Genomic DNA, 16,026 nt, shown 5'->3' with positions numbered 1-16,026 from the left:
TTTCTGGTAGTGGGAGCTACCAGAAATGCGCACGGGTGGGGGCGGCTACAGGCGGTCGCGGAGTTCCGTCTTGAGCACCTTGCCCGCCGCCGACGTGGGCAGCGCGTCGAGGACGACGATGCCGCGGACCTTCTTGTACGGCAGAACCCGCTCGGTGACGTACGCCGTCAGCTCGGCCTCGTCGATCCGCCCGCCCTCGACGGGCACGACGAACGCGATCGGTTCCTGCCCGACCACGCCGGCGTCGCGCCCGACCACCGCGGCCGTCGACACCGACGGGTGCGACACCAGGACCTCCTCGAGCTCACGCGGATACACGTTGTAGCCCTTGTAGATCAGCATGTCCTTCGCGCGATCGGCGATGAACAGGTAACCGTCCTCGTCGACGTACGCGATGTCGCCGGTGGCGAGCCACCCGTCCACGTACTGCTGGGCCGTGATCTCCGGATGCCCGAGGTATCCGCCGGTGACCTGCGGGCCACGAACCCACAGCTCTCCCCGCTCCCCGGCACCGAGCACCGTCGCCGGGTCCTCGCGGTCGCGGATCTCGATGTCGGTGTCGAACACCGGAAGACCCACGCTGCCGAGCCGGTAGTCGTCGTCGGCACCCTTCTCCAACGGCATCGCCGTCACCAGGCACGTGCCTTCCGTCAGACCGTATCCCTCGACGACCTTCGCGTTCGGGAACGCGCGACCGAGCGCCTCGAGGGTGCCCCGGTCGATGGGGGCGGCACCCGACGACACCACCCGCGGCGACGACAGATCCCGCGTCGCGGCGTCCGGATGATCGGCGAGCGCATGCCACATCGCGGGACTTCCCGTGATGTACACGGCGTGATGTCGTTCGACGAGTTCGAGCATGCGGCCCGCATCGAAACGCCCGGCGAGTACCTGGGTGAGACCGCACCCCAGCAGGAACGACGAATTGATCAGTGCGTGCGCGTGGAACAGCGGCGACACCACGACCGTCGACCCCGCACCCGGAGTGATGCCGTCGACGTTCAGCCCGTCGATCGGCTGCAGCGATACCAGTCCGTCGGCGCCGACGACCGGCAGGTGTCCGGCCCGCCAGGCGCACATCTGCGTGACATTACCGAGCACGTTGCGGTGCAGGACGCGAACACCCTTCGAAATTCCCGTCGTGCCACCGGTGTACGCGATGTGGGCGATGTCCTCGCCGGTGATCGCCACGGCCGGGAAGTCCGTCGGCCTGCCGTCGAGCAGATCCTCGAACGGCACGACATCGACGGATTCGGGTGCCGCCTCCGGTGTTCCACCGGCGGCGTCGTCCGCGACCACCGCCACCATCGTCACGGAGGTTCCCCCGGCGACACCGAGGAGGGTACCGGCCTGCGCCGGCTGCGTCACCGCCACCTTCGCGCCGGTCTCGTCGATCTGCCGACGCAATCCGGGCCCGGGCTGCAGCGGGTTGACGAGGGTCACCGCGGCACCGGCGCGCAACGCGCCGTAGTACGCGACGTAGAACTCCGCACAGTTGCCGAGATGCAGCAGCACCACGTCGCGTTCGGCGACACCGGCGGTACGCAGGGCTCCTGCGAACTGCGCGGATCGTTCGTCGAGTTCACGGAAACTGCACGTGCGGTCGCCGTCGACGATCGCGGCACGATCTCCGTACATCGCGGCGAGGCTCGGCGCCCACGCCACCATCGTCGTCTCCGGATACCGCAGCGACATCCGGGTCCATTCGGGAGTTGCGGTTGTCATGGCGGGCCCGTTCAGCGCGGAGCCATGCGGATGGCGCCGTCGAGGCGGATGGTCTCGCCGTTGAGATACCCGTTCTCGAGGATCGAGGTGGCGAGACTGCCGAACTCGTCGGGCCGTCCCAGACGGGAAGGGTTGGGCACGCTCGCCGCGAGGGAAGCGCGGACGTCGTCGCGGACCCTCGCCAGCAGCGGGGTGTCCATGGTGCCGGGAGCGATCGTGTTGACCCGGATGTTCTTGCCGGCGAGATCCCGCGCGGCGACGATCGTCATGCCGACGATGCCGGCCTTGGACGCCGAGTAGTTGATCTGGCCGATCTGCCCCTCGTACGCGGCGACGGACGCGGTCAGGACGATGGCGCCGCGTTCCCCGTCGACGGGTTCGGCCTGAGCGATGCGCTCGGCTCCGAGCCGCAACGCGTTGAAGGAGCCGATGAGATTGAGGCGGATGACGAACTCGAAGTCCTCGAGCGACCCCGCCTTGCCGTCCTTGTCGAGGATGCGCATCCTGCGTCCGGCGCCGGCGCAGTGCACCACACCGCGCAGGCCGCCCCTGTCGTGCGCGACGTCGAGAGCGGCCGCGAACTGTTCGGAGTCGGTGATGTCGGCGGCGGCGAACACCGCGCCGTCACCGAGATCGGCAGCGATCTCGGCGCCGTCGGAGGTGGGCAGGTCGATCAGGGTGACGGTGCCGCCCTGATCGAGCACGCGTCGCGCGGTGGCGAGGCCGAGCCCGGAGGCTCCGCCGGTGACTGCAACGGAAAGTCCTTTGAGTTCCATGTGTTTCGTTCCTCTATGAGAATTCGGAGATCAGAGCAGTTCGAGGATGGTGGCGTTCGCCATGCCGCCGGCCTCACACATCGACTGCAGGCCGTAGCGGATTCCGCTGTCGCGCATGTGGTGCACGAGGCGGGTCATGAGGATCGCGCCGGAACCGCCGAGTGGGTGACCGACGCCGATGGCGCCGCCGAGCGGGTTGAGCCGATCGGCCTTCGCTCCGGTTTCGGCGAGCCACGCGAGAGGGACGGGGGCGAAGGCCTCGTTGATCTCGAAGGCGCCGATGTCGTCGATGGACAGGCCGGACCGCTTCAGCGCCTTCTCGGTCGCCGGGATGGGACCGGTGAGCATGACCACCGGGTCGTCCGCGGCGACCACCGCGGTGTGCACACGGACGATCGGGGTCCACCCCTGTTCGGCGGCCTTCTCGCTGGTGGTGACGAGTAGCGCACCCGCGCCGTCGGAGATCTGCGACGAGTTGCCGGCGTGGATGACGCCGTCCTCCTTGAACACCGTCTTCAGCCGGGCGAGGGACTCGACGGTGCCGCCGCGACGGATGCCTTCGTCGGTGGTCAGGCCGGCGAGGGGAGCGATCTGCTTCGCGAACACTCCGGCATCGGTTGCCGCCGCGGACAGTTCGTGCGAGCGCAACGCGAACTCGTCGAGCCGGGTGCGGGTGAAGCCCCACTTGTCGGCGATCATCTCGGCGCCGATGCCCTGGCTGAATCCGCCGACGCCGAATCGGTCGAGCACCTCCTGCGGGTAGTTCTCGCCGGGGGTCCTCACGGCGCTGCCCATCGGCACCCGCGACATCGACTCGACACCGCCGGCGACGGCGATGTCGGCCTGCCCGGCGATGACGGCCGCCGCCGCGAACGACACGGCCTGCTGGCTCGACCCGCACGCGCGGTTGACGGTGGTGGCGGGAACCGACTCGGGCCACCCTGCCGCGAACACAGCACTGCGGGAAACGATTCCGGCCTGTTCGGAGACCTGGCTGACGCAGCCCCAGATTACGTCGTCGACGATCGCCGGGTCGAATCCGACACGCTCGGCCAGTGCACCGAGCACATGAGCCGACAGATCGACGGGATGGGTATCGGACAGTGCCCCGCCTCGGCGTCCGATGGGGGTACGGACGGCGTCCACGATCACGGCATCGCGCATGGTATTCCTTCGTTGGTCGCCGCGACACGCGGTCGCGGTGGGCTCGATCGGTGTGTTGTGACGTCGACCGGCCGGGTGGTGGTCCTCACATCGAGGAGACCACGCACCCGGCCGATGAGGAAGACGCTTTCGCTGGAAGCCTCCGTCAGGCGGAAGCTATGCACCGCCGGTCAGGACGCGGCACGGATCATCTTGCGGTCGCGCTCCGGGTTCGCGAACACCAGCACGAGCACCGCGGCGATCGCACCGAGGATGCCGATGATCTGGAACGAGGTGGCGTAGCCGTCGGCCGGTGTCACGGCGTTGTCGACGATCACACCCGTCGCGTAGGGCGCGACGAGCCCACCCGTCGCCATGAGCGCGAGGAACACACCCATGGTGCCGGCGGTCTGCTGCGGCGGGCACAGCTCGGAGATCGCGGCATTGATCAGCGGGAACGCGATCGCACCGAAGCCGTAGCCGATGGAGACCAGCGCGACGGCCAGTGCGGGGGTTCCGATCGACGGCAGCAGGGTCAACACGACACCGCAGACGAGCACACCGACGGCGGGAACGATGATCCGCACGACGCGAGAGGTGTGGCCGCGTCCGATCAGCCGGTCGGTGATGGTGCCCGACGAGATCATCAGCACGAGTCCGACGACGGACGGCAACGCGAACATGGAACCGGCCTGCAACGCGCTGTAGCCGAGGCCCACCTCGAAGTACGACGGCAGCCAGGTCAGCACGACGGTCGTCAGGGCGTAGACGACGATGATCAGCACCGCGCAGGACATGAACGTGCGGGTGAGGAAGATCTTGCGCCACGGCACCGACGGCTCGGTCGAGGGTGCCGCCGCAGCGTCCGCGGGCTTCGCCTTGGTCGTGTACGGGCCTTCCTTGAACTTCGCGACCCAGCCCACCATCCACACGATGCCGAGCAGCGACAACGCGACGAGAGCCATCCGCCATCCCCACTGGACGGTGATGAACGTGAGGACCGGGGCGAGCGCGATCTTGGCGACCGAGGCGGATCCGGCGAGGAACGCACCCGGGAGGCCACGCTTGGCCGGCGGATGCCAGGAGTACGCGGCGGTGTGCATCAGCGCCGAGGACGGTCCCTCGGCGAACCCGAGGAGCATCCGGGAGACGATGAGCACCGCGAAGGAGGCCGTGACGACGAGGGGAAGCATTACGATCGACCAGGTGAAGCCGAGAGCGAGCAGCGCCCACCGGAGCGTCAGCTTCTTCTCGAGGGGGCCCGCGAGGAATCCGCCGATCGTGAACGTCACGAAGAACAGTGAGCCGACCAGACCGATCTGCGACGAGCTCATGCCGAGCTCGCGTGCCAGCGGCTGAGCGATGATGCCGAGGACGGCCTTGTCGGCGTAGTTCACGACATAGAGGAAGATGACCAGTCCGGTCATACCCCACGCACGCGCGGGGGTGACTCCGAATGTGTTCCCGGACGGGGTGTTACCGGCGCGAACGGAGGGGCCCTGTTCGCTGTCCACAATTTCGCCTGTTGTCACGGAGAGTCCCTTCAGAACTCGGGGGTCGAGGTTCTCCTCGGGAGATGGGGCGGGAACGTCCGTTCCGGCGCCTGCAACCATTGAACGTGATGTGGCTCACCTCGAACAAAGTCCCGCCGCCGATGGGATCGATCATCGGAACCTATGACTCGATCCACCGCCGCGACATTGGTCTGCGCTATCGGATCCATAGCCGATCGACGCTGGTCTGCGCAGCAGACATGTTGCATGCTGGCGAGGGATCCGGTCCGGGCGGCTCGCGCGGACACCCGCTACCAGACAGGTGATCCATGAACACGAACGCACCCACCGGCGAGTTCCCCTCCTCCACGGCGCCCCTCGCCGGTGTGCGGGTGGTGGAGGTGTCGAGCTTCGTGGCCGCGCCCCTGTGCGGGATGACACTGGCGCAGCTCGGCGCCGACGTGATCCGTGTCGATCCGATCGGCGGGGCCGCCGACTACCGGCGGTGGCCGCTGACCGACGACGGTGAATCGATCTACTGGGCCGGATTGAACAAGGGCAAGCGATCGTTCGCCGCCGACTTCCGCGACCCACGGGCGCAGGATCTGATCCGCGACCTGATCATCGACGCCGGTGTCCTGGTCACCAATGCCGCCGGCCGGTCGTGGCTCGATCACGGCACGCTCGCCGCGATCCGCCCCGATCTGATCCACGTGCAGGTCCTCGGGCGCGCGGACGGCACCGGCGCCGTCGACTACACCGTCAACGCCGCGACGGGATTCCCCCAGGTCACCGGACCGGAGAACGCGGGGACGCCGGTGAACCACGTGCTGCCGGCCTGGGACGTCTCCTGCGGGTTGTACGCCGCGCTGTCCGTCGCGTCCGCCGTGTATCGCCGGGAGATCACCGGGGCCGGCACGAAGGTGGTGCTGCCGCTCGAGGACGTCGCGTTCGCCACCGTCGGCAACCTCGGTTACATCGCCGAGGCACAACTCGGCGGAGCGGACCGCCCCCGCGTCGGCAACGCCGTGTACGGCACGTACGGCATCGATGTGGAGACCTCCGACGGCGCCCGGATCATGCTCGTCGCACTCACACCGCGGCACTTCCGCGACCTGACGGAGTTGACGGGCACCACGGCGGCGGTCACCGCCCTCGAACAGGCCCTCGGCGTCGACTTCCGCGACGAGGGGAGCCGGTTCGAGCACCGCGAGGTCCTCACCGCGCTGTTCGCACCGTGGTTCCGTCGCCGCAGCTCCGGCGAGGCGACCGCCGCACTCGTCGGCACGTCGATCCTGCACGAGCGTTACCGCACGTTCGCCGAGCTCGCCGCCGACCCGCTCGTGACCGCCAACCCGATGTTCCGCACGCTCGAACAACCCCGCATCGGCACCTATTCGGCGCCGAGCACCCCGATGTCCTTCGACGGCGAGCATCCGCCGGTGCGACCGGCGCCCGCCAACGGCGACGACACCGCCGCCGTCCTCGCCGAGCACCTGGGGCTCACCTACGACGAGATCGACGCACTCGCCGCCGACGGCACCATCCGCACCAACGAAAAGGAACCCGCGTGACACGCCTGGCCCAGACCCTCGGTCTCACCGAATTCCAGACCGAGATCCTCGACACCGTGAGGTCTTTCGTCGACCGCGAGATCATTCCGAACGCGCAGGAGCTCGAGCACTCGGACACCTACCCGCAGCACATCGTCGACACGATGCGCGAGATGGGGCTGTTCGGACTGATGATTCCCGAGGAGTACGGCGGGCTCGGCGAATCACTGCTCACCTACGCGCTGTGCGTCGAGGAGTTGGCCCGCGGCTGGATGAGTGTGTCGGGTGTGATCAACACGCATTTCATCGTCGCGTACATGATCCGTCAGCACGGCACCGACGTGCAGAAGCAGCACTTCCTTCCTCGGATGGCCACCGGGGAGGTGCGGGGCGCGTTCTCGATGTCCGAGCCCGAACTCGGCTCCGACGTCGCCGCGATCCGCACCCGCGGCAAGCGCGACGCCGACGGCGACTACGTGATCAACGGCCAGAAGATGTGGCTGACCAACGGGGGCAGCTCCACCCTGGTCGCCGCACTGGTCCGGACGGACGAGGGGTCCGAGAAGGCACATCGCAATCTCACCACGTTCCTGGTGGAGAAGCCCGCCGGATTCGGCGAGGTCGTTCCGGGGCTGACGATCCCCGGGAAGATCGACAAGATGGGGTACAAGGGCATCGACACCACCGAGCTGATCTTCGACGACTACCGCGCCTCGGCGGACGCGATCCTCGGTGGCGCCCCCGGCAAGGGTTTCGCCCAGATGATGGACGGGGTGGAGGTCGGCCGCGTCAACGTGTCGGCCCGCGCGTGCGGTGTCGCGATCCGCGCGTTCGAACTCGCCGCACGGTATGCGCAGCAGCGCACCACGTTCGGCAAGCCGATCGCCCAACATCAGGCAATCGGGTTCTCCCTCGCCGAGATGGCCACCAAGGTCGAGGCGGCGCACCTGATGATGGTCAACGCTGCCCGTCTGAAGGATTCGGGTGAACGCAACGACGTCGCCGCCGGTATGGCGAAGTACCTGACGAGCGAGTACTGCGCCGAGGTGACACAGGCGAGCTTCCGCATCCACGGTGGCTACGGCTATTCGAAGGAGTACGAGATCGAGCGACTCATGCGCGAGGCTCCGTTCCTGCTCATCGGCGAGGGCACCAGCGAGATCCAGAAGACCATCATCAGCAAGGGCGTTCTGCGCAGCTACGCGCTGTGAGGGCGCCCGTATCCGGAAGGACGACGCGTGAAGCGCACGCTGTACAACGAGGACCACGAAGCGTTCCGGCAGACGGTCCGTGACTTCATCGCCAAGGAGGTCGCGCCCGTCTACGAGAAGTGGGAGGAGGACGGTCACCCGCCGCGCGAATTCTACAACCGCATGGGCGAACTCGGCCTGCTCGGCATCCAGGTGCCCGAGGAGTACGGAGGCGGTGGCGAGTCGTCGCTGAAGTTCAATGTCGTCCTCGCCGAGGAGGCCTCCGCCGCGGGCGTGTCCTTCGGGTCGTCGTCGGTGCATTCGAACCTGATCCTGCCGTACATCATGCAGAACGCGACCGAGGAGCAGAAGCAGCGGTGGCTTCCCGGATTCGCTTCGGGTGAACTGATGTTCGCGATCGCGATGACCGAACCCGGAACAGGATCGGATCTGGCGAACATCGCGACGAGCGCGAAGCTGTCCGCGGACGGCACCCACTACGTGCTCAACGGCGCGAAGACGTTCATCACCGGCGGCGCCCTCGCCGATCGTGTGCTGGTCGTCGCGCGCACGTCCCCGTACGACCCGGAGAACCGGCGCGGTGGGTTGTCGATCCTCGTCGTCGACACGTCGAGCGTGGGTTTCTCGGTCGGCCGGAAGCTGAAGAAGATCGGTCTGAAGACATCCGACACCGCGGAGTTGGCGTTCGACGATGTGGTGGTACCGGCGGCGGATCTGCTCGGCGAGGAAGGCCGGGCGTTCTCGTATCTGACGCAGAACCTCGCGCAGGAACGCCTCACCATCGCATTCAGCGCGGCGGCCACCGCGGCCGCCGCGATCGCCCATGCCATCGCCTACACCAGGGAACGGAAGGTGTTCGGGCAACCGGTCGCGGCGTTCCAGAACAGCAAGTTCGTCCTCGCCGAATGCTCGGCCGAACTCCAGGCGCTGCAGATCATGGTCGACAACGCGATCGAACTCAACGACCGTGACGAACTGACCGTGCCGGACGCCGCGCGCGCGAAGTTGTTCGCGACCGAGACCGCCGGGCGGATCATCGACAAGTGTCTGCAGTTGCACGGTGGCTACGGATACATCACCGAGTACCCGATCGCCCGGTTGTACGCGGATACTCGTGTGACGCGCATCTACGGCGGTACCAGCGAGGTCATGAAGACCATCATCGCCAAGGACCTCGGCCTGTGACCTACCCGTGCGCCTTTGTGGTAGCTGGAGCTACCACAACGGCGCACGGGTAGGGCGGGGGTGGAATCACACCCGGCTGTGCGCGACCCGCCGCTCGACCAGGAGGTTCTGGGCGATCCGCCCGATCGGACCTTCGGGTGCGTGCAGCACTGCCGAGTTCATGCCGATGCCGTCGCGGCCGACGGACGCCTCGGCCGCGATACCGAACCAGGGCCCTTCGGGTTCCTCGAACAGATGCACCGTCAGTTCCGTGTTGAGGAACGAGAATTCGGCGGGGTCGAGTCGGGCACCGATGCCGTTGGCCGCGTCGGCGATCGCCATCACGCGTTCGAGGCCGCTCGTGGGCTCGCCCTCGACGAGGGGGACCGACAGATTGGTCCACGCCACCGTGGGTTCGCCGGGAACTCCACCGAGATCCGCGATGCGCCATTCGATGGCCTCGACGAAACCGGACATCGACCATGCCGCGGACAGTTCGAGGTCGCCCAGTGCCGGCGCCTGTTCCGGCAGGGGCAGGCTGCGGTCGGCGCGGCGGACCACGTCCTCCGTCGCCTGTGTGGTCAGGCGCCATGCCGTCGCGGTGGCTGCCGCACGCCACGATCCGTCGGTGTGCCGTGTCGCGAGGTCGGCGGTGAGCATCTCGATGCGGCGGCCCGGACGGACCACCCGGGCCGACACCCGGACGTCCGCGAGCGGCACCGGGCCGAGAAGATCGACCGAGATCTTGGTGAGGCGGGTGCCGTCGCGGGGTGCACAGCGATCCATGGCGCGGGTGAGCAGTCCCGCCACCGGCCCGCCGTGCTGGATCGGCCCCCACGGCCCGAGGACGTGTTCGCTGGGGGAGAAGTACTCGACGCGGTGGCCGTCGTCCGTCCCGGCATCCACCGGTCGATAGCAGAACTCGCTGGTCATCTCACACTTCCTGACGCGGGGGGACATGGCTGCCCATTTGATATGCTATGCAACATATCATGTTTCGAGGATGGGAAACTGGGCCCGTGGGAGCACGAACCGACACCAGAGAACGCATGGTCACGAGCGCGGCCCTCCTGCTTCGCGAGCGCGGCGTGGCCGGAACATCCGTGACGAAGGTCCTCGAGCACAGCGGGGGGCCGCGCGGATCCGTGGGCTTCCATTTTCCGGGCGGTCGCGCCGAACTTCTCGTCGACGCGGTCCGCACGGTCGGCGACCGCATCACCGGACGGATCAGGTCGACGCAGAACGCCCGGGACACCTTCGCCGGCATCGTCGCGCACTATCGGAAACAGTTGATCGACACCGACTTCACCGCAGGATGCCCCATCGGCGCCACCGCGCAGGAGGCGTACGACGACCCGGCGCTCGGCCCCGTCGTCGCCGGGATCGTCTCCGACTGGATCACGGCCCTGACCGAGTCCCTCGAGCGCGACGGCCATCCGGCCGCCGACGCCGAGGAACTCGCCGTGCTGTGCGTGAGCGCGATGGAGGGCGCGATCACGCTTGCCCGCGTGCGACGGTCCACAGCCCCACTCGACGCGGTCGGAGCCCGGATCTCCCCCCTGCTCGGCGGCGCCCCGGCCTAGCTCGACGGGAGACCCGCGAACGGACCCGCTACTGTTTCGCGCCATGCGACTGGTCGAGAAATCGAAACGGGTGATCGAGGCCCATCTGAACAACTCGTCGATCCGGGCACTGTCCGGGTCGATGGTGGCGTACCAGGGCCAGGTCACGTTCCGGTCCGCGGGTTTCGGCGGGGGCGACGGTGTGCTGGCAGGCCTGCGGCAGCGAGCCACCGGCGAGGGACTGTCGCTCATGGAGTGCACCGGCACCGGCGTCGTCCACCTCGCGCACGACGCCCGGAACGTGACGGTCCTCGAACTGCACGACGAGACACTGCGGGTCGAGTCCGAACAGCTCCTCGCGCTGAACGGGACCCTCGACACGAACGTGACGTTCGCCGGTCTGCGCGGCGACATGAGCGGGCAGGGCCTGTTCACGACCACCGTCTCGGGCAGCGGGCAGGTCGCGTTGCTGTCCGCCGGAGGGCCTCTCATCCACCTCGAGGTGTCGCCCGGGTACCCCCTGGTCGTCGACCCGGACGCGTTCGTCTGCGCGAAGGGAAGGCTGACGCAGTCGTTCGTCACGGACGTGTCGTGGCGGTCGATGGTCGGGCAGGGCAGCGGTGAGGCGTTCTCCCTGCGCTGGGAGGGCAACGGTGTCGTGTCCATCCAACCGGCGGAACGATAGGGGCACTCGATGGTCTTCACACAGGTCAACAACAAGGTGGTGCGGGTCGAACTCGCACGATCCGGCCCGGTGATCGCGCGACGCGGCGCGATGCTCTTCTACACGGGCCTCGTGCAGTTCTCCCCGCACGGCGCTCCCGGTGGGACGGGCAACGCCGGGCTCGGTGGTGTGGCCGCGATGGCCGGCCGGATGATGCAGGGCGAACACGAGGCCACGATGGTCGCGCAGGGCGACGGCGTCGTGCACTACGGATTCAAGGGGCTCGACACACACATCGTCGACATGTCCGCGGGCGGGGAACTGCGCGTGGAGGCATCGCGTCTGCTCGCACACACCTCCGGGCTGCAGAGCAGCATCGTCTCGGCGACGTCCGCGCCGCAGGGTGGGGGCGGCGGTGGCCTGATGGGCGCGTTGCGGGGCGCGGCGTCGGGCATGGCGACCGGGAGCGGAATGTTCACGACGCAGTTGTCCGGGTACGGCGCCGCCGTGCTCCTCGGGCACGGCGGGATCTTCGAACTGCAGGTGGGTGGTCCCGCGCCGGTGGTGGTGGATCCGCAGGCGTTCGTCGCCTCCTACGGGCCCGTGCGCACCGAACTGAGATCGAACGTGAGTTGGCGCAACGTCGGCCGGACCGGCGGCGAGGCGATGCAGCTCGAGTGCACCGGACAGGGCGTCGTGTACGTGCAGGCATCGGAGGAGAAACTGTGAGCACCGTGTTGAACCCGTCCCGGCTGGTCGGTAGCGACAACCTCCCCGGCAACCACCACGCGTTCTGCATCGACCTGCAGACACCGTGGTTCCTGTCGAAGGGCGCGATGATCGCGTACTACGGACAGATGCAGTTCACGGCGCTGACGCACGGATTGCAGGGTCGGATGCTGAACATGGTGGCGCAGCGGTTCTCGGCACCGACGTATCTCGGCGACTACGTCGTCGCCGAGGGGCACGGAAAGCTGATCCTCGGGGATCGCGGCTACGACATCAATTCCTACGATCTCGACGACGGCAACCTGACGATCCGCCAGGCCAACCTCCTGGCGTTCGAGCCGGGCCTGTCGCTGAAACAATCGATCGTGCCGGGGTTCCTCACCCTGATCGGCACCGGCAAGTTCCTGGCCTCGTCGAACGGACCGGTGATCTTCGCGGAGCCGCCGCTGCGTGTCGATCCGGAAGCACTCGTGGGGTGGGCGGACTGCCCGTCCCCGAGCCACCATTTCGACGAATCGTGGGTGACGGGTGTCGTCGCGGCCGGCGCGCGACGTTTCGGTGTGCATTCGGGCGAGGAACGGCAGTTCGACTTCACCGGTGCGGGCACCGTGCTGATCCAGTCGAGCGAGAAGGTCCTCGACGATTCGTCGCTGGTCCGCACGATCGAGGGACAGATACCGGGGTTGACGTCGGGTGGCCTGCGCCGGATCAACCAGGTGGTGTCACAGCAGTTGCAGCAGCAACAGCAGTGACCACCCCCGACCCGAACCCGGGCATATCACGGAGTCGCCGACCGAAGATTGTGACTACCATCACACGCTAGGCTCACCTAACTGGATGTAAGGTTTGGGCAGCCTAAGTAATTATCGTCGGTTTCGGAACGGTGGCTCTCAATGATCGTCTGCAGTTGCCACGCACTCACGCATCATCACATCGAAGCGGAGGTCGCGGCCGGCGCGCGCTGCACCCGCGAGGTGAGTGCATCGTGCCGAGCCGGAACCGACTGCGGAAACTGCGTCCGCAACATCTCGGCGATCATCAAGCAGGCCCGCCTCCGGAGTGAGACCATCGAACTCGAGACCGCCGTGTAGCCAGCCCCTGCCCGGCGGTGAAACCCGATGGTTCACCCTGGGAGGTGCCATGAAGGGCGACAAGAAGGTAATCGAACTGCTCAACGAGCAACTCACCGCCGAACTGACAGCGATCAATCAGTACTTCCTGCATTCCAAGATGCAGGAGGATCGCGGGTGGTCGAAGCTCGCCGAGCACACCCGCGCCGAATCGTTCGACGAGATGCGGCACGCCGAGAAACTCACCGACCGGATCCTGTTCCTCGACGGACTACCCAACTACCAGCGGCTCGGGTCACTGCGCCTCGGGCAGACCGTCAAGGAGATGCTCGAATCCGATCTCGTCGTGGAGATCGAGGCACGCGACCGACTCCGCAAGGGAGCGGAGTACATGAGGTCGGTCAGCGACATCACGTCGGCGAACATCTTCGAGGAGATGCTCGCCGACGAGGAATCACACATCGACTATCTCGAAACCCAGCTCGACCTGATCGAGCAGCTCGGTGAGGCTCTCTACCTCGCCAAGCACGTCGAACCGCCCACCGGCGACTGACCGGGACGGCGCCGCGGCGGGACGGTCCCGGACGGGGCCGCCCCGGCCGCGGCGCGTCACCGGCCGCACGATGACTTTTCCGGCGCGGACCGGTCGGTACACGGTGAACGTTCACACCACCGGAAGGAACCGACATGCCCGCACCGACCCTGGGCAGCCTGCTCCTGTCGAGCAGCGATCCGACCCGACTGCGCGACTGGTACGCCACCGTTTTCGGAATGACCCCCGAACGCACGCCCGGCGATCCCGGTTACGACGTCCTCGACTTCGGCGGGTTCTACGTCCTCCTCGACCACCGAGACGATGTCGGCACCGTCAACACCGAGCCCGGTCGCATCATCCTGAACGTGGAGGTCGCCGACGCTCGCGCGGTCGCGGCGCGGATCGGCGAACTCGGCGCGCACTGGCATGCTCCGCTCGAAGAGCGCGACGGCAGCTTGTTCGCGACCGCCATCGATCCCGATGGGAACTACGTGCAGTTGGTCGAGCTCAGCGACGAGACCCGTGCCGCCATGAGCTGACCACCGCCCCTGCCTTCGGCTGCACCCCGCTTCCCTTTCCCGCCCACCGGATGCGTTTCCGGGGCGTCCCCCCGCGTTCTTGTATCTTCGACAGTGTTCAAGCAGTTCCGGTCCACGCTCGGACAGTGGGGAGATCATGGGTGGCACGCAGGTGACGGTCGTTCACAACCCCGACGCGCAGCGCTACGAACTCCGCGACGGCGACGCCGTCATCGGGTACACCCAGTACCACCCCGACGGCGACGTCGAACTCGTCTTCGACCACACGGAGGTGGACACCGACTATTCCGGTCAGGGGCTCGCCGGCACCCTCGTGCGATTCGCGCTCGACGACGTGCGCGCACTCGGCAAGCGGGTCGTCGCGATCTGCCCGTACGTCGACGGGTTCATCGAGCGGCACCCCGAGTACCGCGACCTCGCCGACTGACCTCCTCGTGCCGGCGCCGCGGTGGCACTCTGGGACCGTGACCGAACGCAAGCACCCCGACGTCACCTTCGAGACCTGGATCGAACGTCGGATCCGGGTCGCGCAGGAACGAGGCGAGTTCGATGATCTCCCCGGCGCGGGAAAACCCATCCCCGATCACGGCAACGACGAGATGTGGTGGATCCGGTCGTATCTCGAACGGGAGGGTCTCTCCACCGAGGCACTGCTGCCACCGGAACTCCAGTTGCGCCGGGAGATCGAACGGCTACCGGAGACGGTGCGGACGATCCCGACCGAGCAGGGTGTCCGCGCGGTCGTCGCGGATCTCAATCGTCGGATCGTCGACTGCCTGTTGTCGCCGCGCACCCTCCCGGTCCCGGTCCACAAGGCCGACACCGACGCCATCGTCGAGGGGTGGCGTCTCGCGCGCGCCGAGCGTCGCGCACAGGCGAAGGCCGCGCTCGCGGATGCGCGGGCACGTGGGACGACACGACGTCGTCGGCGTTGGTTCCGGCCGGGCTGAACGGCCGCTCGGGGTTCACTCCGCGTCGTGGAAGACGAGGCCGAGGGTCATTCGACGGCCCCGCCGGATCGGTGACACACCGTGCCGCACCGGCGCGGCGGACCAGCCCCGCACCGACCGCACGGGCCGGTCGCGCGTGGTGAACAGATATCCGTGTCCGCGCGGCACCGTGAACGCCACACCCTTCGACTGCGCGCGTCGTCGCTGCTCGACGAGCAGGAACTCGCCACCGGTGTGGTCGACGCCCGGCTCGCTGAGGTTGATCACGACCTGCAGCGGGAACACGAGGTCGCCGTACAGGTCGCGGTGCAGCGCGTTCCAGTCGCCTTCCCCGTACGAGAGCAGCAACGCCGTCGGCTTGCACTGGCCGGCGTCGTGACACATGCGTCGCCATTCGTCGAGGGTGTCGGGCCAGGGCGCCTCGCGTCCGAGCCGTCCCCACCAGTCGCGCGCGATCGGAAGAAGCCGCGGATACAGTGCCTGCTCGAGCGCCTCCACAGGCTCGGGAAAGGGACGTCGGAAGTACTTGTACTGCCCCTGCCCGTATCGGTGACGCGCCATGTCGACGGTGGTGCGGAACAGCGTGTCGTTCGGATACAGGGCGCGGATCTCGTCGGTTTCGCGATCGTCGAGCAGGCGTGGCAGTGCCGCTGCCCCGAAACGATCCATCTCACGTTCGACGGCCGGCCAGTCGCCGTCGGCGACACGACGCTGCCACTCGGTGGCCGCCTCGGCGCCGGTCCCGTTCGTCACGGTCTCGTTCGTCGGATCGTTCACGACTGCGATCTCTCATGGGTGGGGTCTCTCGTGGCTGCCTCCCCGATAGTGTCCTACCGAGCAGACGGCCGAACAACGCCGGATGTGAGATCACGCCGGGCCCGGATGCGGGCCGCGCCCGGGACCTCGTGGGTC

At 67.6% G+C, this 16,026-nt stretch carries 18 protein-coding genes; 12 read left to right on the top strand and 6 right to left on the bottom strand.

The features are described from left to right. Positions 1-45: 45 nt before the first annotated feature. From LDQ05_RS16865 to LDQ05_RS16850, 4 genes are all read right to left on the bottom strand, one after another. A complete protein-coding gene (locus LDQ05_RS16865) occupies positions 46-1,725 on the bottom strand; it encodes a class I adenylate-forming enzyme family protein (RefSeq protein WP_226438109.1) in 1,680 nt (559 codons plus the stop codon). An 11-nt stretch (positions 1,726-1,736) separates the two neighbouring features. Further along, positions 1,737-2,501, bottom strand: a complete 765-nt coding sequence (locus LDQ05_RS16860) for an SDR family NAD(P)-dependent oxidoreductase (protein WP_226438108.1) — start codon at positions 2,499-2,501, stop codon at positions 1,737-1,739. Positions 2,502-2,531: 30 nt separating this feature from the next. Further along, the gene (locus tag LDQ05_RS16855) at positions 2,532-3,665 is read right to left on the bottom strand and encodes a thiolase family protein (protein WP_226438107.1); all 1,134 of its coding nucleotides are present in this window, start codon (positions 3,663-3,665) and stop codon (positions 2,532-2,534) included. A gap of 170 nt (positions 3,666-3,835) precedes the next feature. After that, positions 3,836-5,176 carry an MFS transporter gene (locus tag LDQ05_RS16850; protein WP_372461143.1) on the bottom strand — a complete coding sequence of 447 codons (1,341 nt, stop codon included), beginning with the start codon at positions 5,174-5,176 and terminating at the stop codon, positions 3,836-3,838. A 290-nt stretch (positions 5,177-5,466) separates the two neighbouring features. On the opposite strand from LDQ05_RS16850, the gene LDQ05_RS16845 reads away from it, so the two are divergent. The 3 genes from LDQ05_RS16845 to LDQ05_RS16835 are packed head-to-tail and all read left to right on the top strand — an operon-like array spanning position 5,467 to position 9,086. Next, the gene (locus LDQ05_RS16845; protein WP_226438105.1) at positions 5,467-6,711 is read left to right on the top strand and encodes a CoA transferase; all 1,245 of its coding nucleotides are present in this window, start codon (positions 5,467-5,469) and stop codon (positions 6,709-6,711) included. After that, positions 6,708-7,901 carry an acyl-CoA dehydrogenase family protein gene (locus tag LDQ05_RS16840; RefSeq protein ID WP_226438104.1) on the top strand — a complete coding sequence of 398 codons (1,194 nt, stop codon included), beginning with the start codon at positions 6,708-6,710 and terminating at the stop codon, positions 7,899-7,901. Before LDQ05_RS16845 ends, LDQ05_RS16840 begins: the two co-directional genes overlap by 4 nt. Positions 7,902-7,928: 27 nt before the next feature. Further along, positions 7,929-9,086: an acyl-CoA dehydrogenase family protein gene (locus LDQ05_RS16835; RefSeq protein WP_226438103.1), complete on the top strand. Its 1,158-nt coding sequence runs from the start codon at positions 7,929-7,931 to the stop codon at positions 9,084-9,086. Between the two features lie 66 nt (positions 9,087-9,152). Here LDQ05_RS16835 and LDQ05_RS16830 read toward each other — a convergent pair whose 3' ends face one another. Further along, on the bottom strand, positions 9,153-9,998 hold the full coding sequence (locus LDQ05_RS16830) for a thioesterase family protein (RefSeq protein ID WP_226438102.1): 846 nt from the start codon (positions 9,996-9,998) through the stop codon (positions 9,153-9,155). A gap of 86 nt (positions 9,999-10,084) precedes the next feature. Between LDQ05_RS16830 and LDQ05_RS16825 the strand changes: the two genes are divergently transcribed. The 9 genes from LDQ05_RS16825 to LDQ05_RS16785 all read left to right on the top strand — a co-directional run bounded on the left by LDQ05_RS16825 (position 10,085) and on the right by LDQ05_RS16785 (position 15,114). Then, positions 10,085-10,648 carry a TetR/AcrR family transcriptional regulator gene (locus tag LDQ05_RS16825; RefSeq protein WP_226438101.1) on the top strand — a complete coding sequence of 188 codons (564 nt, stop codon included), beginning with the start codon at positions 10,085-10,087 and terminating at the stop codon, positions 10,646-10,648. 43 nt (positions 10,649-10,691) lie between these two features. Continuing rightward, positions 10,692-11,312: an AIM24 family protein gene (locus LDQ05_RS16820; RefSeq protein WP_226438100.1), complete on the top strand. Its 621-nt coding sequence runs from the start codon at positions 10,692-10,694 to the stop codon at positions 11,310-11,312. Positions 11,313-11,321: 9 nt separating this feature from the next. Further along, positions 11,322-12,020, top strand: a complete 699-nt coding sequence (locus LDQ05_RS16815; protein ID WP_226438099.1) for an AIM24 family protein — start codon at positions 11,322-11,324, stop codon at positions 12,018-12,020. Further along, positions 12,017-12,772 carry an AIM24 family protein gene (locus LDQ05_RS16810; RefSeq protein ID WP_226438098.1) on the top strand — a complete coding sequence of 252 codons (756 nt, stop codon included), beginning with the start codon at positions 12,017-12,019 and terminating at the stop codon, positions 12,770-12,772. The genes LDQ05_RS16815 and LDQ05_RS16810 overlap by 4 nt, the downstream gene beginning before the upstream one ends. 141 nt (positions 12,773-12,913) lie before the next feature. Continuing rightward, the gene (locus LDQ05_RS16805) at positions 12,914-13,111 is read left to right on the top strand and encodes a (2Fe-2S)-binding protein (RefSeq protein WP_226438097.1); all 198 of its coding nucleotides are present in this window, start codon (positions 12,914-12,916) and stop codon (positions 13,109-13,111) included. A 49-nt stretch (positions 13,112-13,160) separates the two neighbouring features. Beyond that, complete coding sequence (gene bfr / locus LDQ05_RS16800) at positions 13,161-13,643, top strand: bacterioferritin (RefSeq protein ID WP_226438096.1); 483 nt, start codon at positions 13,161-13,163, stop codon at positions 13,641-13,643. Between the two features lie 134 nt (positions 13,644-13,777). Then, entirely contained in the window at positions 13,778-14,164 is a 387-nt protein-coding gene (locus LDQ05_RS16795; RefSeq protein WP_226438095.1) for a VOC family protein, read from the top strand. A gap of 136 nt (positions 14,165-14,300) precedes the next feature. Further along, complete coding sequence (locus LDQ05_RS16790) at positions 14,301-14,591, top strand: GNAT family N-acetyltransferase (protein WP_226438094.1); 291 nt, start codon at positions 14,301-14,303, stop codon at positions 14,589-14,591. Positions 14,592-14,628: 37 nt separating this feature from the next. Beyond that, the gene (locus tag LDQ05_RS16785) at positions 14,629-15,114 is read left to right on the top strand and encodes a DnaJ family domain-containing protein (RefSeq protein WP_226438093.1); all 486 of its coding nucleotides are present in this window, start codon (positions 14,629-14,631) and stop codon (positions 15,112-15,114) included. Between the two features lie 15 nt (positions 15,115-15,129). Here LDQ05_RS16785 and LDQ05_RS16780 read toward each other — a convergent pair whose 3' ends face one another. Then, on the bottom strand, positions 15,130-15,783 hold the full coding sequence (locus tag LDQ05_RS16780) for a 2OG-Fe(II) oxygenase (protein ID WP_226438110.1): 654 nt from the start codon (positions 15,781-15,783) through the stop codon (positions 15,130-15,132). Positions 15,784-16,026: the final 243 nt, after the last annotated feature.

This window comes from Rhodococcus yananensis (assembly GCF_020515525.1).
Lineage (GTDB): Bacteria > Actinomycetota > Actinomycetes > Mycobacteriales > Mycobacteriaceae > Rhodococcus > Rhodococcus yananensis.
This window is presented reverse-complemented; position numbering and strand designations above follow the sequence as displayed.